The 20,743-nt window shown below is 77.4% G+C and carries 18 protein-coding genes; 17 read left to right on the forward strand and 1 reads right to left on the reverse strand.

What is annotated here, in order from left to right:
- Positions 1–20: 20 nt before the first annotated feature.
- On the reverse strand, positions 21–1,382 hold the full coding sequence (locus PUR61_RS01930; RefSeq protein ID WP_329874923.1) for a Tat pathway signal protein: 1,362 nt from the start codon (positions 1,380–1,382) through the stop codon (positions 21–23).
- A 413-nt stretch (positions 1,383–1,795) separates the two neighbouring features.
- Between PUR61_RS01930 and PUR61_RS01935 the strand changes: the two genes are divergently transcribed.
- The 17 genes from PUR61_RS01935 to PUR61_RS02015 all read left to right on the forward strand — a co-directional run.
- Positions 1,796–2,716: an ATP-binding protein gene (locus tag PUR61_RS01935; RefSeq protein WP_329874925.1), complete on the forward strand. Its 921-nt coding sequence runs from the start codon at positions 1,796–1,798 to the stop codon at positions 2,714–2,716.
- Between the two features lie 59 nt (positions 2,717–2,775).
- A complete protein-coding gene (locus tag PUR61_RS01940; RefSeq protein WP_329874927.1) occupies positions 2,776–3,186 on the forward strand; it encodes a hypothetical protein in 411 nt (136 codons plus the stop codon).
- Between the two features lie 142 nt (positions 3,187–3,328).
- Positions 3,329–3,814: a hypothetical protein gene (locus PUR61_RS01945; RefSeq protein WP_329874928.1), complete on the forward strand. Its 486-nt coding sequence runs from the start codon at positions 3,329–3,331 to the stop codon at positions 3,812–3,814.
- Positions 3,811–4,602 carry a hypothetical protein gene (locus PUR61_RS01950; RefSeq protein WP_329874929.1) on the forward strand — a complete coding sequence of 264 codons (792 nt, stop codon included), beginning with the start codon at positions 3,811–3,813 and terminating at the stop codon, positions 4,600–4,602. Before PUR61_RS01945 ends, PUR61_RS01950 begins: the two co-directional genes overlap by 4 nt.
- Positions 4,599–4,805 (forward strand): DUF5999 family protein, encoded by a 207-nt coding sequence (locus PUR61_RS01955; protein ID WP_329874931.1) that lies wholly within the window; start codon positions 4,599–4,601, stop codon positions 4,803–4,805. Before PUR61_RS01950 ends, PUR61_RS01955 begins: the two co-directional genes overlap by 4 nt.
- Positions 4,802–5,749, forward strand: a complete 948-nt coding sequence (locus tag PUR61_RS01960) for an SAM-dependent methyltransferase (RefSeq protein ID WP_329874933.1) — start codon at positions 4,802–4,804, stop codon at positions 5,747–5,749. The genes PUR61_RS01955 and PUR61_RS01960 overlap by 4 nt, the downstream gene beginning before the upstream one ends.
- On the forward strand, positions 5,746–6,435 hold the full coding sequence (locus PUR61_RS01965) for a hypothetical protein (RefSeq protein ID WP_329874935.1): 690 nt from the start codon (positions 5,746–5,748) through the stop codon (positions 6,433–6,435). The genes PUR61_RS01960 and PUR61_RS01965 overlap by 4 nt, the downstream gene beginning before the upstream one ends.
- Positions 6,432–8,540, forward strand: a complete 2,109-nt coding sequence (locus tag PUR61_RS01970; RefSeq protein ID WP_329874937.1) for a tetratricopeptide repeat protein — start codon at positions 6,432–6,434, stop codon at positions 8,538–8,540. Before PUR61_RS01965 ends, PUR61_RS01970 begins: the two co-directional genes overlap by 4 nt.
- A 188-nt stretch (positions 8,541–8,728) precedes the next feature.
- Positions 8,729–9,610, forward strand: coding sequence for a hypothetical protein (locus tag PUR61_RS01975; RefSeq protein ID WP_329874939.1), 882 nt, complete (start codon positions 8,729–8,731; stop codon positions 9,608–9,610).
- Positions 9,607–11,481: a hypothetical protein gene (locus PUR61_RS01980; RefSeq protein ID WP_329874941.1), complete on the forward strand. Its 1,875-nt coding sequence runs from the start codon at positions 9,607–9,609 to the stop codon at positions 11,479–11,481. Before PUR61_RS01975 ends, PUR61_RS01980 begins: the two co-directional genes overlap by 4 nt.
- Entirely contained in the window at positions 11,478–12,218 is a 741-nt protein-coding gene (locus PUR61_RS01985) for a Scr1 family TA system antitoxin-like transcriptional regulator (RefSeq protein ID WP_329874943.1), read from the forward strand. The genes PUR61_RS01980 and PUR61_RS01985 overlap by 4 nt, the downstream gene beginning before the upstream one ends.
- Before the next feature lie 51 nt (positions 12,219–12,269).
- A complete protein-coding gene (locus tag PUR61_RS01990; RefSeq protein WP_329874945.1) occupies positions 12,270–12,899 on the forward strand; it encodes a hypothetical protein in 630 nt (209 codons plus the stop codon).
- A 407-nt stretch (positions 12,900–13,306) separates the two neighbouring features.
- The gene (locus PUR61_RS01995) at positions 13,307–15,202 is read left to right on the forward strand and encodes a hypothetical protein (RefSeq protein WP_329874947.1); all 1,896 of its coding nucleotides are present in this window, start codon (positions 13,307–13,309) and stop codon (positions 15,200–15,202) included.
- Positions 15,199–17,109, forward strand: a complete 1,911-nt coding sequence (locus PUR61_RS02000; RefSeq protein ID WP_329874949.1) for a hypothetical protein — start codon at positions 15,199–15,201, stop codon at positions 17,107–17,109. Before PUR61_RS01995 ends, PUR61_RS02000 begins: the two co-directional genes overlap by 4 nt.
- A 38-nt stretch (positions 17,110–17,147) precedes the next feature.
- Positions 17,148–17,963, forward strand: a complete 816-nt coding sequence (locus PUR61_RS02005) for a Scr1 family TA system antitoxin-like transcriptional regulator (protein ID WP_329874951.1) — start codon at positions 17,148–17,150, stop codon at positions 17,961–17,963.
- A complete protein-coding gene (locus PUR61_RS02010; protein ID WP_329874953.1) occupies positions 17,960–19,786 on the forward strand; it encodes a hypothetical protein in 1,827 nt (608 codons plus the stop codon). The genes PUR61_RS02005 and PUR61_RS02010 overlap by 4 nt, the downstream gene beginning before the upstream one ends.
- A 42-nt stretch (positions 19,787–19,828) precedes the next feature.
- A partial coding sequence (locus PUR61_RS02015) for a glycoside hydrolase family 15 protein (RefSeq protein ID WP_329874955.1) occupies positions 19,829–20,743 on the forward strand: 915 nt, incomplete at its 3' end.

Below are 20,743 nucleotides of genomic sequence, written 5' to 3' on the forward strand. Positions count from 1 at the left end.
GGGAGCTCGTTGCGGCGCGGTCAGCCTACGGCCCGAAGGGCGTCGCGGGCGCGGGTGTCCAGCTCGGCCGCCGAGCTGCCGCCCCGCCCACGGACCGGGGACAGCGCGCTGCGCATCTGCCGCACGACGTCACGGGTCCGACCGGACCGGATGCCCGCCATCGCGTCGAGCGCGGTGTGCCAGGTCGCGCACGCCTCCTCGATGTGGCCGCGCTGGGCCTGGACGGCCCCGAGGTACCCGAGGGTCACGGCGTGCGTACGGGCCGAGGCCCTCTGCCGGGTCCGCACGCTGCGCCTCATCTCCTCCTCGGCCCCTTGCAGGTCGCCCAGGGCCCGCAGGGTCAGGGCAGTCTCGTGCGCCAGGCTGGCTTCGGCGAAGAAGGCGACGCGCTCCGGCTCCCGGTCCTTGTCGCGGTCGGCGGCGGCGAGGTCCCGCTCGGCGCGGTGCAGTGCCGCCATCGCGTCCGGCTTTCGCCCGGCGGCTGCGAGGGCGCGGGCGTGGACGACTCCGAGCAGCGCCCGTTCGCGGGGGCTCGCGGCCGCGTAGCGGGGGCTGTCGACGGAGGCATCGGCGAACCGCAGGGCGATTGCGGGGTGGCCGAGGTCGAGTGCCTGGTGGGCCTGGGCGCGCAGGATGTGTCCGGCGAGCGCGGGGTCGTCCGCCTCGGCGGCCAGCGTCAGCGCCAGGCCGAAGCCCTGCTGGGCGCCGCCCTGGTCGCCGCCGTCGAAGTTCATCCAACCGTCGAGGTAGGCGAGTTGGCCGGCCGCGGCGAGCAGGTCGGTGCGCACCCGCTCGCTCGTCGGACGCCCGGCGAGGCAGGCGGCGACGTCGGTGCCCAGGTAGGCCCGCAGGGAGGTGCGGCCGGCCTGTCCGCCCAGTCTCTGGTCCTGGCGGGAGTAGAAGGCCGCGGCATCGTGCAGGGCCTCCACGTGCGTCTCGGAGACCGTGAGCACCGCGACGGGCGCCCGGTTGCGGGCCCGGTCGCGGCGATCACCCCACCAGGCCGGGCCCGGAACGGTGGCGGCGAGGGCGGAGAAGAGGAGCGGTCGGCGACCGAACATGTCATCCCTGAGGTTCGCGAGTGCGGACACGGGGTCGCTGTCCCAGCCGGTCGCGTCCTGGCCGTGACCGGCGAGGCCGATCTCGGCCGGGGTGACCGGACGTCCCAGTCCGCGGGACAGCGCCTCGCACAAGATAGCGGGCGCCCGGCCGCTCGGCCGCGATCCGCGGAGCCACTGCGAGACGTGGGACCGCGTCACCGACAGCAGTTCGCCGGCCCCGGCTTCGACCGCAGTCCGGCGCACCTGGGCCGCGAGTCGGTCCTGGGACCAGCCCAGTTCCCGGACCACGGCTTCCAGGCGTGTGTTGCGGACCGGCGCCACCGTGTGCTCCCTGTGCTCGAAACGATCTTTAGCGGCGTTAGCGGCATCCACCCCGCCCCAGGCATTCACACCGGGCGTGACAGACGGTTCGCTCACTGTCATGACGATATGGCCTGCCCTGGCCTTGCGGAGCCCTCATTCCCCAAGTCCGCACCCCGTCCGGTCCTCGAACCACACGGCGTGCGGCGCCGATTTGACGGCCTTTCCGGCCCAGCCCTTCCTGTGGACGGCTATCCCGGAGCGCCGACGATGAGCAGTTCGAGCCTGTCCAGAGCGCTCCTGGCCGCGCAACCGTGCACGCGATCGCCGTGTGGGCACGCGGATGCCCATGGAGGGCGCTGTCGCCCCCGCGCCGGTGCAGCCGGCGTTCGACGGTGTGCCGGCGTCCGCGCGGCCGTGGGCGGGGGGTCGTGATGGCGGTCTTCGCGCGGGCAGGCCGTCACCGGGGCCGAGCCGAGGCCGCCCAAGCCGCCGACCGGACCCGGACGCAGGACGCCGCAGTGGCCGACTTCGTCGACGCCTGGCTCCCTCACCTGCTTCGCTGCGCCGAGACGGGTCTCCCGGCGCGCCTGGACGGAGCGCCTCCGGCCGTGGTGCGGGCCGCCGATCTGGTCCTCGTCTCCACCGGCCGGGTCCGGCAGCTGGCCGCCGGGGAGACGGCGGCGGCCGTGCAGCCGATTCTCGACCAGCTCGCCCGCCAGGGCCAGGACCTGCTCGCGGCCCAGCAGTCGGTCGTCGCCGAGGTGCCGCTTTCCCACCTCTACCGGGCCGACCACGCCAACGTGCTGGCCGCCCACCTGGGCGTGCGGCTGTCCGTCCTGTCCGGCGGGCCCTGGCCTGCACGAGCTCGGCCCGCGGGCCTGCACGAGGTGGCCCGGGCCGCGCAGAGCCGGGTCGCGCACTACGAGCGCGTGCGGGTCGCTGACGCGCCGGGCCTCACCCTGGTGCCCTCAGCCGTCGAGCCCCTGGTCGGCGCGGCGGCGGAACTCCTGGACAACGCGGTGCGGCACGGCGGGCAGCAGGCGGAGGTCGTCCTGGAGTGCTCGACCGATGCGGTGAGCGGCGCCGTATGGCTGGTTGTCACCGACAACGGCCCCGGCCTGCCGGGGGAGACTCTCGCGGCCGCACGGCGGGTGCTGGCGCAGGGCGGGTGCGCACCGGCCCGGGCGCCGTGGCCCGGCCTCGGTATGCGCCTGGTGGCGGCGGCCGTCCGGCACCTGGACCTGCGCGTGTCCCTCACCAGCGTCCCCCGACGGACCACCGCCGCCCTCCTGCTGCCACCGGCCCTCCTTGTCCCCCCACGGGCTGGCGCCGCCCCCACCCCCTTCCAGTGACCCCACCGACCCGAAAGGCCGCCCCGATGCCCCTGTCGACACCCGCCTCGCCCGCCCCTGTGTCCACCCGTCCCCACGGCGCCGGCTCTCTCGCACCGGTCCGCCCGGAGGCGCTGACCGCCGCCCTCGCCGCCGCCGGCGTGTTCGCGGCCCTGCACGTGAGCGCGGACGGCCTGCTGCTGCGTTCGGCCGGCGACCTGCACCGGGACACCGCGGAGGCGGCGGCCGCCGCGCTCACCGCCGCCACCGCGGCGATCAGGGGCTGCGGCGCCGCGATCGGCGCCTCAGGCTCCCCGCGCCCGGGCCTCAACCGCTTCTGCGGCGAGTTCGACGCCGTGACGCTGCTGGCACAGCCGCTCGCCGACGGCTCACTGGTCGCGCTCGCGGGCGACGGCGAGGCCGACCTCGCCGCCATGGACTTCGCGCTGTCCGACCTCGCCGCCGAGGTCCGCCGCAGAACCTCCCACTGACCTGCCGACCACCCATCACCTTGCCCTGCGACCCGCGAGGACTCCGATGACCTCCCCCCGAACCGCGACCGCCCCTCCCCGGCGGGGCCGACCGCGCACCGGCGCACCGTACGCCCCGCTTCCCACGGTGACCCGCCGGTCCGTGACGCCCGTCGACCTCGGTCCGACCCGGGACCACGGCGAACCGCTGCACGCGACGCCGCAGGACCCGGGCGCGGTGGCCGACCGCACCGGCGTCGCGGCGGCGCTACTGGTGTCGGCCACCTCCCCGCTGGCCGGCGTCCGTGCCACCGCCAACAGCGGCGTCCTCGCCGTCACCTGCTCCTACACCGCAGGCAGTTTCACCCGCGCCAGCCCGACCGTGCCGGGGCGCGGCAGGCCGGAGCAGGACCTGCTCGCGACCGTGCTTCCCGGGGCGCGGACCGGCGAGGCACGAGTCTTCCTGGAGAGCAGGCTCCACCCCGCCGTCGTGGCGGCGGCGGGCGGGTGGCGGGCCTTCACCCTCCAGGCGCACGGCTGGCTGCTGCTGGCCGTGGTCCCGGACCGGCCCGGCGAGGGCACCGCCCCGCACCTGCGCCTCGTACGCCCCGCCGCCACCGGGGCCGGGTTGTCAAGGGGGGCGGCATGACAACACCGCGCACGTCACCGGCCCAGCGGCCGCCCGCCGCCCGCAACGCCCTGCTCGGCCTGGTCCTGCTGTCCCTTGTGGCCGCCGGCCTGGCGGCGGTCCTCAGGGCGGCGGTCCGCACCGAGGTCTGGCAGGCCCTGCTCCTCGCCGCGTTCGTCCTCGTCGCGGGCATCGGTGCGGGAGCGGCGGCCCACGTCCGGCCACCGGTCCCCGCACCCCGAGGGCACCGCTTCCAGCGCCCGCACACCAGAGCCGCCGCTCGCTCCGCATCCGGCGCGCCACCCGTCCCGGTCCTGTCCGCCCCGCCCCACCCCACCCCTCACGGAGGTCCGGTGCCCCCCATCCACACCACGACCCGCGCTGCCGACACCTCGCACGCCGCGGCACAGCCGGCCGGTGAGCCCGGTCCGGCGCTGCCGGTCCCGATCCTGGCCGGTCACCCCGGCACCGCCGGGCAGGTCCGGGAGGAGGACGGCACGCAGTGCGCCACGGCCTACCCGGACGGATCCTCCGTCTGCGTGCGACCCGACACCGCAGAAACGGACCCGGCGGACCTGGCCGCACAGTTGCTGCCCGAGGGCACGGCGATGTCCGGGTACCTGCGCGTCGACGGGCGCCTGCTGTTCGCCCAGGAGCGCCGCACCGACGGCTCGACGGTGCGCGCCGTGCGCTGGCAGAGCCTGCTGGTCGCCGCCCTCACCCCCGCCGCAACGCCCGGCATCCCGCAGGTGCGCCTGACCCGCCCCACCCACGAGCACTCCACCGCGCCGACGGGGGAGGCGTCATGAGCTGCGGCCACCGTCCCCCCTGCCCGGACTCCGACGCGAGCGACGTCCAGGCGGCCGTCCCGGTGGCCAGCCACCCGGGACAGGGCTGGGCTCTGCTGTGCAACGGCGCCGTGCAGTTCGACGACACCGGAATGCTGCTGCCCGACGGACACGTCGTCGCGCCGCCGAACCGCCGCACGGACACCGGCGAGCGTGCCGCGTGACCGGACCCGCCTCCCCGCGCGGGGGCCTCGCCGACCGCCCGGCCGGCCGCCCGGCCGCCTCGCGCCCGCGCCCCGCCGTCCGCCTCGCGCAGCCGGTGGCCGACGCCGAACCGCACGTGCTCGCACCCTGGTGGCGCGCACGCTGGTCCGAGGACCACGCCCGACCCGAGGTACGGACCGATGCACCCACGTCCGCGCGAGTGGCCGGCGAACTCCTGGGCGGCAAGGACCACTTCGCGCCCGACCGGCTCGCCGCGGACAGCCTGCGCCAAGCGGACCCCGCGTGGGGCACGCATGCCGTCGCGGCCCGCAGGCTCGTCCTGGAGCACGTGGCCCGCCTCGCCGCCGACGGGACGGCCCAGTTCGCCGACCTCGGATGCGGCCTGACCACCGGCGACCACCTGGGGGCACCGCCCGAGCTGCGCCCGCTGCACACTGCCGTCCTGCCGGCCGCCCCGGGCGCGCGGTTCCTCTACACGGACCGGGACCCGATGGTGATGGCCCACGCCCGCGCCCTGCTCCACACACCGGAGCCCGGGCGCGCGCGGCACCTTCAGGGCGACCTCACCGAACCGGGCCCGCTCCTGGCGGCGCTGCGCTCCCCGCTCGCGGGCCTGGACTGGCGGCGGCCGGTGGCCGTCGTCCTGTCGGACGTCCTGCACGAGCTGACCGACCGGCAGGCCTACGGGCTGCTCCAAGTGCTGGGCGAGGAGTTGCCCGCCGACAGTGTCCTGGTCGTCACGCACCGTGCCCCGGACCGGGACGAGGAGCGGCGGGCGGCGGTTGCCGCGGTCCATGCCGGGGCCGGGCTGGTGTGGCATCCGCGTACCGGCGCCGAGGTCGCCGCCCTGGCCTCCACCTGGCGGACCCCGGGCCCGCCGGGCGGCGCGGCGACGCCCGACGGCTTCGCCGTGGTGCTCCTGGAGAGCGGGGTCCGCCGGTGAACACGATGCTGCGCGGGGTGCCGGCCGTGACCCTCTGGTCCGGGGAGTCCCGCACCGGCGAGATCGTCCTCCAGCACTCCGGTGCGAGCGCGTTCCGGCCCGCTCGGGTCCTCGGTGTCGGCTACGCGGACGAGAGAGGGGCGGACCGCGACGCGATGGGCGTGTTGATCCAGCGCCGCCTCCAGGCTCCCGGCTGGGGCACCGCCCGCCTCAAGCTGGTCCACCCGGCCCGCCAGTACCGCTTCATGGCAGGGGAGTTGTGCCAGGGCTGCGGGGGCGACCCGGACCGCACCGCGGCGGGGACCTTGTGGCTGATGCCCCGCCCCGATGCGGCACCCCTCGGGTGGCCGGAGGGCGCGCGGGTCGAGCATCCGCCGATCTGCCTGCCGTGCGCGCTGCGCTCGCGCGGCGCGTGCCCGGAGGGGCGCCGGCGGGGCTGGGTGTCGGTCCGCGTGGGCGACAGCGAGCTGTCGCACGTCGCCGGCCCCGTGTTCTCCGAACGCGACGGCCGACCGGTGGAGGTCGGGCAGGGCGTGCTGAGCTACGACGATCCGGGCCTGGGGTGGATCACGGCGACGCGTTGGCTGCGCACGCTGTGGGACTGCACACCCGTCGACCTGGACGCCGAAGCCCGTGACGCCGCCGACACACGCCGCATGGCGACCCCGACGCAGGCGGCGCGGTGAACACGAGCACGAACACGATCACCGGCGGGAACGTGGGCGGGCCGGTGGTGCAGGCCCGCAGCATCCACGGCGGCGTCCACATCCACCCCGGCCCCGCCCAGCGGTGGCAACGCCCCGCGCAACTGCCGCGCCCCGCAACCGTGTTCGTCGACCGGACCACCGAGCAGGCGAGGGTGGCCGCGACCCTGGACGCGGGCCGCATCGCGGTACTGGTCGGCCCGGACGGAATCGGCCGCACCGCCCTGGCGGCGCGGGTGCTGCGAGCACAGGACGAGCCGGGCGGCTACCTGGCCGCCGACCTCCGGCCGGCCCCCGGCCGTCGGCCCGTGGCGCTGAATGTCCTCGGCGGCTTTCTGCGCGCCCTCGGTGCGCCCCTAGTGCCCGGTGGGCTCGTCGAGGCCCAGGGCCTGTGGCGAACCCTGAGCGCGGCCCGCCGCCCCGCCGTTCTGCTGGCCGGGGCGAGCGACGAAGACCTGGTGGCCGACCTCCTGCCCGCCGCCGACTGCAGGACGGTGGTGACCGCACCGGCCCACCTCGACCGCCTGGTGCCCCACGGCGCCGTCCACCTCGACCTCGGCCCCCTGCCGGTGCACGACGCGGCCGAACTCCTCACCGCGCTCGCCTACCGCCCCCTGGACAACGGCGATCGGACAGGTCTGGATCGGCTGGTTGCGGCGTGCGCCGGCCTGCCGCTCGCGATCGGACTCGCAGCCGCCCAGCTCCAGATCGACCCGGACCTCACCCCCGCCCACCTCGCCGACACCCTGGCCGGCCCCGTTCCCGACCGCCGCAGCCACCCCGTCGAGGCCACCGTGACCCGCGCTCTCGACCAGGCCTACGGGCGCCTCGACGACACCCGCGCCGCCGCCTACCGCGCACTCGGGGCCCTGCCCGCCGTGCCGGTGGACGCCGCCCTGCTCGCCGCAGCGACCGCCACCTCCCCGGCCGCGGCCACAGCGCACCTGACCGCCCTGAGGCGCCGCCACCTCGTCACCGTCACGGACGAGGGTCCCGACGGCCCCCGCTACCGGCTCCCCGGCCCGGGCCACGACCACGCCGCCCGGCTGGCGGCCAGCACCGACGGCCCCGACGCCTCGGCCGCCACCGTGCTGGGCGCCGTGCGCTGGTGGGTGGCCGCCGCCGAGGCCGCCGGCGCCCTCGCCAGCGCCCGACGCCCCCTCCTGCCACCGCAACCCGGCCACGACGGCACGGCCTTCCCGGGGCCGGACGCCGCCAGGACGTGGCTGGAGGCCCAGGACCCTCTGGTGCGCCCGCTCGTCGCGGCGACCGCCCGCACCGGGCACCACGCCCTGGTGTGGCGGGCCGCGCTCGCCCTGTGGCCGCTGATCCTGCGCCACCGCGACTACCCGCTGTGGCTCTGGCTCTACCAACTGGCGCTCGACGCGGTACGCGAGGACACCGACGCCCCACCGGCCGCCCTGCGCCAGACCCTCAACTCGCTGGCGATCGGCCTGCGCGCCGTCGGCCTGCACGACGAGGCCCTCGAACTGCTGCACCAGGCACTCGCCAGCGCCGACACCGACCCCTCAGACGGGGTGGCCCTCCCCCGGGCGCAGCACCTGCACGACATCGGCGCCACCCTGCACGACGCCGGCCGCGCCGCCCAGGCCCGCGGCCCGCTCGAGGAGGCCCTGCGGCTGCGTCGCGAACTCGGCTACGCACGCGGCGTGGCGCTGACCGAGATCGTGCTCGCCGGCGCAGTGGCCGACCTCGGTGAAGTGCGGTCCGGGCTGGCGATGCTGCGCCGGGCCCGGGCGGCGCTGGCCGGTGAGCCGCTGGAGGCAATGCGGGCGCTCGCGTGGACCGGGCACCTCCTCACCGCGGCCGGGCACCCCCTGCTGGCCTGGCGCGTCCTGGGCGCTTCCCAGGACGCCGCCGAGGCGCTGGGGCACGCCCTGTGGAGCGCGCGCCTGCGGGAGTGGCGGGCCCTCGCCGCCGAAGCCGCCGGCCGCCCCGCCGTCGCACGCCGGCTGTTCTCCGCCTCCCACCAGGCCTACACCGCGGCCGCGTCCGCCTCCGACGTCGGGCGGCTGACCCGGCACCTGGAACGCCTCACCAACCCGGCCGGCCCGCCACCGACCTGACCCACCGCGTCCACAGCGCCCCGCACCCGCCCTCGTTGATCCAGGAGCAGCTCGTGTCCCGCCCCCGCTCACCCCAGCGGCCCCCGACCCACGACCCCGGTACCGGTCCTGGCTCGGAACCGGCCGTCGTTTCGGCGGCGCCCGGCCGCGCGCCCGGTGCGTGCCCGGCCCCCGGCCCCGACGCCCCGTTGCTCGACCCCGGCCCGTCGGTTCCGCTCGACGAGCGGGCCCGCGCCGTCGCTGGTGCCACGGGGCTGGCGGTCGCCGTCCTCGACGGCGCCGACGTCGAGGCGCCGCTGCGGATAGACGCCACGGCCGAGCCGGTCGACGGCGACCGCCGCTACACCGCCACCACCGCCCACTACCCCGACGGCGTCACCCTCTCCGTCCGCGCCCACGCGCCGTGCCCGGTACCGGCCGGGGACCGGGCCGAGGAAAGGCGGGCGGCCGACGGGGCCGGCCTGTTCGCCGCCGGCGCGCTGGTCGTCGACGGGACCGCGTACCCGGCCACGGGCTGCCGGGCGGTACCCGGCGGACCGGTGAAGGGCTGGACGGCACGTGTCGACGGCCAGACGGTGACCGTGCGCGGGGTGCCGGACCCCCCGGCGGTGCGACTCCTGCACGCCCACGCCTCGCCCGGGGCGGACCGGACCGTCTCCCCGGGCCCGGCCGTGCGGGTACCGCTGCTCGACGGCGGGTACGAACCCCGCGTCGAGCTCGTCACCGCCGACAGCACGGTGCCCGCGGTGCGCAGCACGTACGAGGACGGGACCGTGCTGTGGCTGCTGGCGGGCCGGGTCGATCCGCACGCGGCCGCCCGGAGTGTCTTTCCCGGCGAGCCGACCACGCCTGGCCCCGAGGTGTTCGTGCGGGTCGACGGCTGCACGCGGACGGCCCGGCAGCTGCGTACCGCCGGGGCGAGCGCGCGGGTGGTCGATCTGTGGGGGGCGCGGTCGCGCACGCTGGTGCTGGTCACGCCGGGCCGGCCGCAGGGGCCGGCGCCGCGGGTCGTGCTGGCGCAGCCGAGCAGCGTCGGCGCGGTGGCGTGCGCTGCCGGGGGTGTCCGGTGAGCGCGGCCGCGGGAGTCGGGCGCCCGGCGGTGCCCGCCGACGCCGGGTCCCTCGCGCTGGCCCGGCTGCTCGCCGGACCGTCCGGGGTCGAGGAGATCGCCCAGGCGCTGGACTGGTCCCTGGCGCGGATGAGGACCGGCATGGCGCATCTGCAGCAGGTCACGGGCGCGCGCGACCGCACCGAGCTGGTCGCCGACTACGCCTGGGCCGGACACCTCACCGCCCGCCACCTCGGCGCCCACGACCTCGAGGCCTTCCACGGACTGCCCGCCGAGAAGCGGCTGCTGCGCCTGACCGCCGGCGGCGCGGACGACCGGGTGGCCGGCGCGGAGATCGGCGCCGGCGCGGCGACGGTGCGTCAGCGCCGCGATGTCCTCCTAGGGATCCTGGGAGTGGTGAGCGCGCACCAGGCCGTCGGGCTGGGCTGCCTGGCCGGCGTCGTACGCCGTGCCGACATGCCCGGACGGTTCGGGCCCGCCCCTGTGCCGGTGGCCGAGCACCTCCGCCTCCCGGTCGCCCTCGCGCTGCGCCGGCTCACCTCCTCGGGGCGGGCACTGGTGACGGTGACGCGCAGCGAACAGCCGCACCTGGCCGCCGTCGTCGCCGCCCGCGCCGGCGGACTGCGCCGCGTCCTGGTCCTCACCGAGCCGGGCGAGTACTGGCAGCACGACCTGGAGGTCCTCGCCGCCGCGCACCGTGAAACGGGCCAGGTCCTCGCCGTGCTGGGCAAGGGCGAGGCCGCCCGGCTGCCACCACTGCCGGCCGGTGTCGCGGCGGCCGCCAGCCCACTGAGTGTCCGCGCCACGGCAGGCTCCACCCTGCCCGCGGTTCTCGTCACCACCCCCGCGGGCCTTCGCGTCCTCGACCGCCTCCAGCAGGAAGGCCACTGGCCGCCGCTCGACCTTGCCATCGCCTTCGACGCGCACCTGCCCGGCGTCGACGGCCTGATCGGCCGCCCCGAGGGGTGCCCTCCCGTCGGCGGCGTGCTGCGTCTGACGTCCACGCCCCGCTTCACCAGCGCGGACCGCGCCGGGCGCGGCGGTTGCGAGCGGGCCGTCACCGGCGAGCTGACGGCGGCCGTGCCGCTGCGGCAGGCCGCGGAGCTGGGGCTGGTGCGCGGCTACCGGCTCGCGGCCACGGTCTCCGGCCGCTCCAGCCGGCACGCGGCCCCGGCCCAGCTCGTCGCGGACCTGGTCCGTGGCGACGGCCTGCGGCGCGTCCTCGTGCACAGCGGCCCGTGTGACGTCCGCCTGCTGGCTCTCGCCTTCGCCAGGGTCGGCCTGGCCGCCGAGGTCCTGCCCACCCGGGACCGCGAACCGGTCCTCACCCGGTGGTTCGCCGACGACCGGGCGCCGATGGTACTGGTCACCGACAGGACACTGCCGCCGGGGCTGGGCGCGGACGCCCTGGTCCATACCGCCGCAGGTGCCCCGACCGGGCGCACCGCCGCCGTCGTCGAGGCCGCGCTCACCCCCGGTCGCCCCGGCGAGGGCCCGCTGCTGGTCGTCTCCGCGGACCGGGCGGACGAGGACTGGAGCGCGCTGGCCGAACTCACCGGCGCGCTGTCCGCCCTCGACCCGCACCTGGCCAAGGACCTGGCCGGCGCCCGCGACCGGCACACCGGTCACGCCGGCCTGGAGTTCGCGCTGCCGCTGCCCGCCGGTGCCGGCGAGCAGCGCGCCCGGGCGGTGTGCGCGTGGGCGGACACCACCTGGGACGAGGAGATGCACGCCGCCGCCCGTGCGCTCGCTGCCGCGTGGCCCCGCCGAGGCCTCCTCTCCCCGTCCGGGCGCCCGCTGTCGACCTGGCCACCGGCCCGCTCCGCCGCCCGGATCCCCGCGCCACGACTCGACACCGGGGGCGCCGCGTGAACACCGCCGCCCGCCTCGCAGCCCTGTGGGTCCCCGGCCTCGACACCACAGCTCTGACACTCCCGCACGCCCGGCAGACAGCCGACCGGCTCGCCCTGCCCGACGGCGATCCGGACCGGCAGGCACTCCTCGCCCTCGCCGAGCTCCACCACCGCGCCGACGGACCGTCCTGCGAGCGTGTCGTCGACACCCGGGCGGGACGCCAGGACCGCCTGGAAGCTCTCGCCGCCCGGGCAGTGCGGGTGCGCTCCGCCGGCACGCTCGTACCCGGCGGGCTGCGCACCCCCGACTACGCGCGGCTGCTGGGCGCGACCGCGGCCGGAAGCCGCTACGAGCCGACGACCGCCGAACCGGTGGGGGCGGAGTCGGTGGTCGTTCTCGACGAGTCGGCCCTCCACCAGTCCCACGGCCGGCCCCACGTCGTCGCCGACCAGTTCGGCCACCTGATCCGCGCAGCCCGTGCGGGAACAGTCGCGGTGTCGCTCGCTCCGACGACCAACCCCCACCGCACCGCCTGCGTCACGCACCTGCGATTCGCCGACCGAGGACCGGATCTGACGGTGGTGGAACAGCCCGACCGCGTCGTCTACCTGCTCACCGGCACCCCCTCCGAACGGCGGGCCCGGGCAGTCCTCGGCCGGTGGCTGCGCCAAGCCACCGACCGCACGGGTGTCCTGGAGCGGCTGGCCGGCGCACGGGCGGCGCTGCGCGCGCTCGACCGCGCGCCGCCCGGATGACCACCTTGCCCCGTGTGTCCCTTCCCGACCTGCTGCCGTGAACGGAGCCCCGTGCCCTCCCCGTCCTTCCCCCGCGACCCGTACGACGTTCTGTCGCGCGACCCCGACTACCTCGACGCCCTGGAGGAGAACAGCCGCCGACAGGCGCGGGACTGGCTCGATCCCGTCGGGACGGACGGCACCCGCCGGGTCCTGGATCCAGGCTTCGGCCTGGGCACCCCCGCCCTGTCCCTGACGGACCGGGTCGCGACGGTGAGGGCCGCGACCGGACTGCCGGTCGCCCTGCTGGACGGCCCCGCGGCCCCGCGACGGATCACCGCCCTGACCGCGCTCGTCGACGGCGCCTCCCACTACGCCGGGACCGAGACCCGCTACCCCGACGGCCGCTCCGTCCGGGTGCACTGGCCCACCCTCCCGCCGCCGGCCGCGACCGCGGGCACCGCAGCCGCCGTACAGGACAGCGGCCTGTTCGCCCGCAGCACCCCGGTCGTCGACGGCACCCCGGTGGAGGCGACCGGGTGCCGCAGCAGGCCCGGGGGCCCGGTGGTCACGCGCCTCGCCGAGGCCGGCGGGTGGCTGGTGAGCGTGAGCGGCCAGGACCTCGACGGCACCCGGGTGCGGCTGGTCGGCGCCGACCGGGCACCGGGCCCGGGCCTGCCCCGCACCGGCGACGCCACCTGAACCGTCCGCACCGAGAACACACCCCAGCAGAGGACCCGGATGCCCACCACCGCCACCAGTTCAACCGCCCGGTCACCGCTTCCGGCCGCCGTCCGCGGCCCCCGCCGCTGCGCCGGCTTGCGGGCCCGCACCGGCTCACGCCGGTCGCAGCACGTCGAGCAGGCGCGGGCCGCCCGCGGCCACCTGCCCGCCGCCGGTTCGCGACACCGTGGCCTCCACCGCCCGACGCCCGGCTCGCCGTCCACGGCCGGCGTCCGCCCCGGCCGGTCTCCGCTCGCGGAGCCGGCCCGGCTGCCCGTCCGCCCACTCCTGGCCTCGCGGGACCGGGACGGTGCGCGATGAGCACCCCGGCCGATCGTGCCGGGCGTCCGCCGGCTTCGTTCGCCGGTCCCGGGCCCTGGTCCTGGGTGCGGCATCTGGCGGGCCCGCTGAGTGTCGAGGAGATCGCCGCGCGACACGGGTGCGACGTCACGGCGGTGACCGCCGCCGAGGCCCGGCTGTGCGAGGCGGCGGGGGCCGGCTCCCGCACCCAGCTGATCGCCGTCCACGCCCTGGCGGGAGACCTGGCCCTGGAGGACCTCGGCGCACCCGACCCGCACGCTCTCGAGGACCTCGGCGGCCAGGATCTCCTGCTGTTGCGGCTGAGCGCGGCCCTGAACCCCGACGACATCGCGCGCGAGCTCGGCCTCAACCCGTCCGCGGTGGCCGTCCACCAGCAGGAGCTCCTGGAGGAGACCGGTCTGGACGGCGTCCACCAGCTGATCGCGCTGGCCTGCCTGGCAGGTGCCGTACGCCGCGCCGACGTGCACCCCGGCCGCGAGCACCCCGCAACAGCGCCGGCCCTGCCCGCGGTCCTGGCGCCGCTCGTCGAACCCGCCCAGCGCGCGCTGGTACGCACCGGGCGGGCCCTGCTCGTGGCACCGCGCGCCTGGCAGGCCGAACTCGCTCGCGCCGTCACCCTCCACGAGGGCGGCACCGGCGCCCGGCTCCTGGCCGTCGCCCCGCACGGCGAGCACTGGGCCGACGACGTGACGGTGCTCGCCCAGGCGCGCCGCGACGCCGGGCACGTCGCCGTGCTGCTGGCCCCGGGAGAGGCCACGAAGCGAAGCACCCCGCCGACCCCGCCCCAGGTGCCGGTGGCCACCAGCCCCCGGGACCTGCGCCGCCTGGTGGGGCAGAGTCTGCCCGCCACCGTCATCACCAGCCCCGACGGCCTCGCGATGCTGGGCAGGACCGACGACCGCACCGGCCCCTACGATCTGGCGATCGCGTTCGACGCCCACCTGCCGGAGATCGGGGAACGCGTCGGGCGCCACCGGTGGTGCCCGCCGGCGCGCGCCGCGCTGCGCCTGACCTCCACCCCGCGCCTGACCGCGGCCGACCGCACCCGCCACGAGGGCTGCGACCTCTACACCGCCGGCCCCATCACCGCGTCCCTGAGCCCGCGCCAGGCCGCCGACGCGGGGCGGACGCGCCGCTGGCGCCTGGCCGCCGCCGCGGCACCCAGCCCGCAGCTCGCAGGCCTCGGCGGCCTCGTCCTCACGCTCGCGGACACCCACCGCCTAGTGCGCGTACTGGTGGACGCCTCCACCGGCCAGGACGCCGCCCACGTCGCCGACGCGATCACCACCGCCGCCAGGGTCCGCGGCGACGACGGCGTGCTCGCCGAGGTCCTGCCCCACGACCACGGCATCCCGCGCGACGAGGCCCTGCAGCGCTTCCGGCACAGCCCGCAGCGGCTCCGGATCCTGGTGGTCAGCGGTCCGGTCCCCGTCGGCCTGGACGCGGACGCCCTCGTCCACACCACCGGCGACCGGAGTGCCGCCCGCACGGCCGCCGCCGTCGAGGCCGCACTCACCGCCTCGGGCACCGCCGGACAACGCCCGCTGCTCCTGGTCGGCGCCGACAGCAGCGAGGACGGCCGCCGACCGGCCCTGTCCACGCTCGCCGGCGCCCTCGCCGCCCTCGACCCGGACCTGAAGAAGGACCTGCGCGCCGCCCGCTCCCGCGGCGACGGCTGGCCAGGCCTGGAACCGGCACTCCCGGGAGGCGTCGACGAGCAGCGCGCCCGGACGGTGTGCGCGTGGGCGGACACCACTCTCGCCGAGGAAATGCGGACCACCGCCGACCACGCGAACGCCACCGCGGACCCCGATGTCCTGTCGCCCACGTGCCTGCGGCTGAGCACCCGGCTGCAGGGCCAGAAGACCGTGAAGCGCCGGGCGACCGTACCCGTGCAGGCCCCCGGCCCGCCCACCGGGCCGGCAATGCGCGGGCGCACCCCGCCCGGGCCACGGCGATGAGCCCCGCCACCGCACACACCCGCCCCGGCCGGCCGGACGACCACGGCTTCGCCGCCGTCACCGGGCAACCCGCCCACCACCCCACCCACAGGACCACACCCGTGAACCACGCTCCGGCAGACACCACGCCCACCGCCGCCACCCCGGCGGCGCTGCTCGCCGCTGTCCTCCCGCTCAGCCGCCACGCCCTCACCTGGGCCGGCCGGCTGTGCGGCCCCGGCACCGTCCAGAGCATCACCAGGTCCGAGAGGCTCCCGCGCGCCACCGTCCAGCGCGAGATCACCGCCCTGATGGAGCGCGCCGGTACTCTCCTGCGCCCCCAGCTCGCCGCCCAGTACGCGGCGGCCGGCCTGGTCCCCGCCAGCAGCCTGCCGCGCACGGCGGAGGACCCGTGGGATCTCGACCCCGCCGACCGGGCCCTGCTGCGGCTGCTCGCCCGCCACTCCCATGCCGACATCGCCGCCGAACTGGCCCTCTCCCTGGCCACCGTGCGCCAACGCGCCGCACGCCTACGGCGGCTGCTGCACGTGAGCACCGACCACGAGGCGACCGCACTCGCCGCAAGCAGGGGCCTGGTGCGGCCGGGCGACGCCCGACCCGGACTCCCGCTGCCCGCCCCGGTCGTCCCCGAGCCGCTGGCCCCTGCGGTCGCTGCCGTCGTCGCCGCCCTGGCCCGCACACCGGAGGCGTCCGCGCAGATCCCGCCGCCCGAGCAGCACCTCGTGGCCGCCGCGGTCGCCCACGCCCGTGCCGGCCACAGCTCACGGGTCCTGGTGATCGCCGCGGACGGCCCGGCGTGGGACAGCGCGATGGACGCCTGGTCCCGCGCCCCCGAGCACGAGGGAACCGTGGTGGGGCTGCGGCCACGGCCCCGCGACACGCCCGACGAGTACGACGACGGGCCGAGGGCCCTGGCCTGGACCCGGCGCGGCCTGCTCGACCTGGCCGGCACCCGCCAGCCGGCCACCGTTGTGGCCACGCCCGAATCCCTCGGCCAGCTGACCCACCCTCACCGCACCCCCGCCGCCGAGCCCCTCACCCCCTGGGACCTGATCGTCACCGTCGACACCCACACCCCTGCCGGCCCGCCCAGGCACCCCGGTACGCGGTCCGACCAGGTACCGGACCTGCCCGCCGCCGCCCGCCTCACCCTCACCTCCCTTCCCCCGCACCGGCTTCCCCGGGACGCCGGCCCGGTGGTGGCCCGACGCACCGCGGCGCTCGCCGCCAGGCTGGGCCGGATGCGCGGCCACCGGCTGCTGGCCGTCCCCTGGACGGCGGTCGCGACGACGGAAGACGTGGCCGCCGTGGTCCTCGAGACGGCGCGCCGGCACGGGCTGCGACGGGTGCAGGTGGTCTGCCACTCGCCGTCGACGTGTCAGCGGGTAGCCGACGCGGCGGGCCTGGTGGGCGCCGCCCTGCCCGCGTGGCGGCGCCCGGCGTCCTCGTGGACCGGCGCAATCACCCCCGGCCTGCCCACCAAGGACCGGACCCAGGCGCTGCTGCACTTCGCCGAGGGCCACGAGGAACTCCTGGTACTGGCGACGTGCGGACCACTGCGGGCCCCGGGCGCGGACGCGCTGCTGGTCCTCGCCCCGCACGACGAGGACGCGACACTCGAGGCCGTCGAGTGGGCGCTCGAGGCCCGCGACCGGCACGACGGCACGCGCACGCTCGCCGTCCTGGTACCCGTCACCTCCCGTCCTGCCCTCGGCCCCGGCGCCGACCGCGCCGAGGCGCTTCTCCGGGCGTGCGCCGCGCTGGACCCCGCCCTCGCCGGGCGTGCCGCCCAGCACCCGGCCGGGTCGCGGTGGCCGTGGATCGACGGCGGCCCGTACCTGGACACCGAACAGTGCGAACACCTCGACGCGGCCCTCCGCACCCTGACCACGGGACGGGCGTCGTGACCGCCGGCCCCGGCCCGGGCGACACGAAGGAAGCTGCGATGCGGGTGCCGAGCGGGCCGGTCGTCGCCGGCCTGCGCCTGGCCGCGCTGCGCGAGGCGGCCAACGTCACCCCGCAGGCGGCCGCCGACGCGGCGAAGATCGCCGTGCAGCAGCTCACCGCCGTCGAGGCGGGCCGGGCGCCGGCCCCGCCGCGTCCGCGGCTGAGCCGACTGCTGCGCGCACTCGGCGCCGACGACGACCTGCCGGTCCTGGACGCCCTCATCCGCCAGACCTGGGGCGAGAACACCGTCGACGACCAGCCCGGCTGGGCCGGCCGGCTGGAGAGCGTCCTGTCGCAGGCCACCGGCTGGCGGACGGCGTGCGGCGCCATCGTGCCCGTGGGCATGCGGACCCCCGCCTACCAGCGGACCCTCACCCGCGGCCGGACCACGCGCGGGGACGGGACCGTGTTCGCGCGCCTCGCGACGACGGCACCGCCGGTGCGCGCCCTGGTACTCCTCGACGAGCAGGTCCTCGACCGGGCCACCGGCGGCCCGGTCACCGCAGCCGGCCAGTTCGACCACCTCGCCGACCTGACCAGGCACAACTGGGTGACAGTGGCCCTCGTCCCGGCCGTCGCCTCGACCGGCGGTCCCGCGCTGACCCACCTCACCACCCCCGCCGGCCCGCTCGTCGTCGAAGCGGACGCAACCGGCGCCCGCTACCGCACCGGAACAACGGCGCAGGAGGCGATCGCCCTCATCGACTCGGTCCGCCACCGCGCAGGCCGCCCCCAGGACGCCCCCGCACACCTACGCACCGCGGCCCAGTGGATGCGCGCCCGCTCCACCGCCCTGCCGGAGGTGGCACGGTGACCGCACCCGACAACCCGTCGGCCACCGCTGCGCCGGACGACGCCGAGCAGACGGTGCTGGACCTGCTCGCCGCCGGGTTCACCCCGGCGGCGATCGCCGCCCGCCACGGCGTGCACACCGACGAGGTCAACCACTTCATAGGCGCGCTGCGCCACCGGTACGGGGTGCGCACGACGTACGGCCTCCTCGCCCACCACTTCGCCGACCCGGCCGACCGCGCCCGGCCGTGTCCGGCCTCCCCGGCCGGTGAGGGCGGGATAACCCCGCTCCAGAGGCGTCTGCTGCGGCTGATCGCCGCCGACCGCACCCCCGCCGAGGCCGCCGGGGCAGCCGGGGTTCGCCCGGACGAGGCCGCCGCCGCGCTCGCGGACCTGCAGCGACGCTGGCACACCACCCTCGAAGGCGCTGTCGCCGCTCTCGCCTCCGGCCGCCGCGTTCGCCGGTCCGCCGCCCGGGTACCCCCGGTCCCCGACCCCCGCCGTCACCACGGCGGCGCCAGTGGGCAGCGGGAGTTGATGACGGGCCGGCGTACCGCCCTCGCCCGGCACGCCGAGCAGGTCGTCGCCGCGGCGCCCAGGGCGGTCGTGGTCCTGCAGGGCGGGGACCTGGCCGGCGCCCTCGTCCACTGGCGGGCCCGCAGCACGCCGGGCGCGAGCGTGATCGGCATCCACGCCCCGGGCGAACGGATCTCCGCCGGCCGGGCCCCGGTCGGCTGCCCGCCGGTGTGCGACCCGGGCGCCCTGACCCGCCACCTCCGGGGGCCCGGTCCGCTGCTGGCCGTCACCACCGTCGCGGGCGCGGCCGTGCTCACCGCCGTCCACCGGGCCGTCCACCTGTCGCCCTGGCACCTGCTGCTGGCCGAGGACGTCCTGGCCCTGGAAGCCGGCGGACCTGCCGCAGCCGCCCTGCTGTCGGACGCGGCCGTGCCCGCCCGACGCCGGATCCTGCAGACCACCACCACCGCGCTCGTCGACGGCTCCGGACGGCTGTGGACCGCACGCCCCGGCCCCCGCCACGGCCGCGCCCACGCGCTCGGCACTCCCGCCCCGCGCCCCTACCGGCTGGAGATCGCACTCACCACACCGCCGCGGCCCACCGACGGCACACGGCGCCTGGAGGACGCCGCCCGCACGGCGGTGGCCGCCACCGGCCGCCCCGGCACGCGCAGGCTCGCCGTCCTGTGCCCCAACGACGCCACCGCCCACCGCCTGGCCGCGCGGGCCCACACCCTGCCCGACCCGCTCGGCCGACGCGGACCACGCCGAATCCTGACCCTCACCCCGACCCAGCCGCAGCGCGAACGCGACCGGGTCCACGACCTGCTGGCCGGCGACGGCCACACTCTCGTCGCCACCACCGAGCCGCTGCCCGGCGCCAGCATCGACGCGCTGATGCTGTTGGCCCCCGACCGGGACCCCTGGACCACCCTCGCCGTCCTGGAACAGGCCCTCGCCGCCCGCGCCCCCGAACTGCTCCTCCTCACCGGCCCCGTCGAACTCCCCGCCACCCGCCGCCGCCAGGCCCACGCCCAGCTCGCCGCACCCGCCACCGTGCTGCGCACCCTGGCAGCCCTCGACCCGGGCCTGCGCCGGGCCCTGGCCCGCGACCGCGAGCAACCGACCACCAACCCCTGGAGCCGCACCGGCGCCCTGGAATCCGTCGCCCTGCCGGACGGCCTGTCACCGATACTGCGCGGCCTCGTCGCCGAGGTCCTCCTCAACGCCGACACCCCCCGCACCGCACCCGCACGACGGCCCACACCACCGCCCGCTCCCGCCCGGGAAAGCCCGGACCGGCGCCTGCCGCACCTCGCGACCGCCTGACCCCGGCCCGTCACCCTCCCACCCACGTAAGGAAACCCCCCCATGACCGCCGCCCCGACCGAGCCGCGCGACCTGATCGAGGACCGCGCGCTGATCGGCAACATGCTGACCGCCGCCCTCGTCCACCGAAACGGGGCGATCGACTGGCTCTGCCTGCCCCGATTCGACTCGCCCGCAGCCTTCGCCGCCCTGCTCGGCACCAACGACCACGGCTCCTGGCACATCGGCCCCGCCGAAGCGTCCCCGCGCCCGGCCGACCGCCGCCGTTACGCCGGCGACTCCCTGATCCTGGAACAGGAGTGGGACACCCCCGGCGGCACCGTCCGCATCACCGACGCCATGCCCACCGCCGAGAGCACCGACGCCGACCCCGTGCCGCGCATCGTCCGCGTCGTCGAAGGCCTCGCCGGGACGGTGACGGTGCGCTCCACCCTGCGGCCACGGTTCGGCTACGGCCGCTTCGCCCCCCGGGTGCACCGCGTCGAACAGCCCGACAGCGCCCACCATTCCGGCACCGCCCACCGCCTGGCCGCTGTCGCCGGACCCGACGCACTCTGGCTCGACGGCCCCCACCACAGCGACGCGCACGGCACCCTCACCGCCGAGGTCACCGTCCGGGCCGGCGAACGCATCGCCTTCGTCCTCACCCACGACCAGTCCCACCGCCCCGCCCCGCCCGCCGTCGACGCCCACGCCGAACTGGAGCGCACCGTACGGTTCTGGCACGAGTGGGTCGGCCAGTGCACCTACCAGGGCCCCTACCGGGAGGCCGTGGTCCGCTCGCTGATCACCCTCAAGGGCCTCACCTACGCCCCCACCGGCGGCATCGTCGCGGCCCCCACCACCTCACTGCCCGAGGACATCGGCGGCGAGCGGAACTGGGACTACCGCTACACCTGGCTGCGGGACGCCGCGATCACCCTCTCCTCCCTGCTGCGCACCGGCTACCGGGACGAG

It is taken from the genome of Streptomyces sp. BE20 (assembly GCF_036322525.1).
Taxonomy (GTDB): domain Bacteria; phylum Actinomycetota; class Actinomycetes; order Streptomycetales; family Streptomycetaceae; genus Kitasatospora.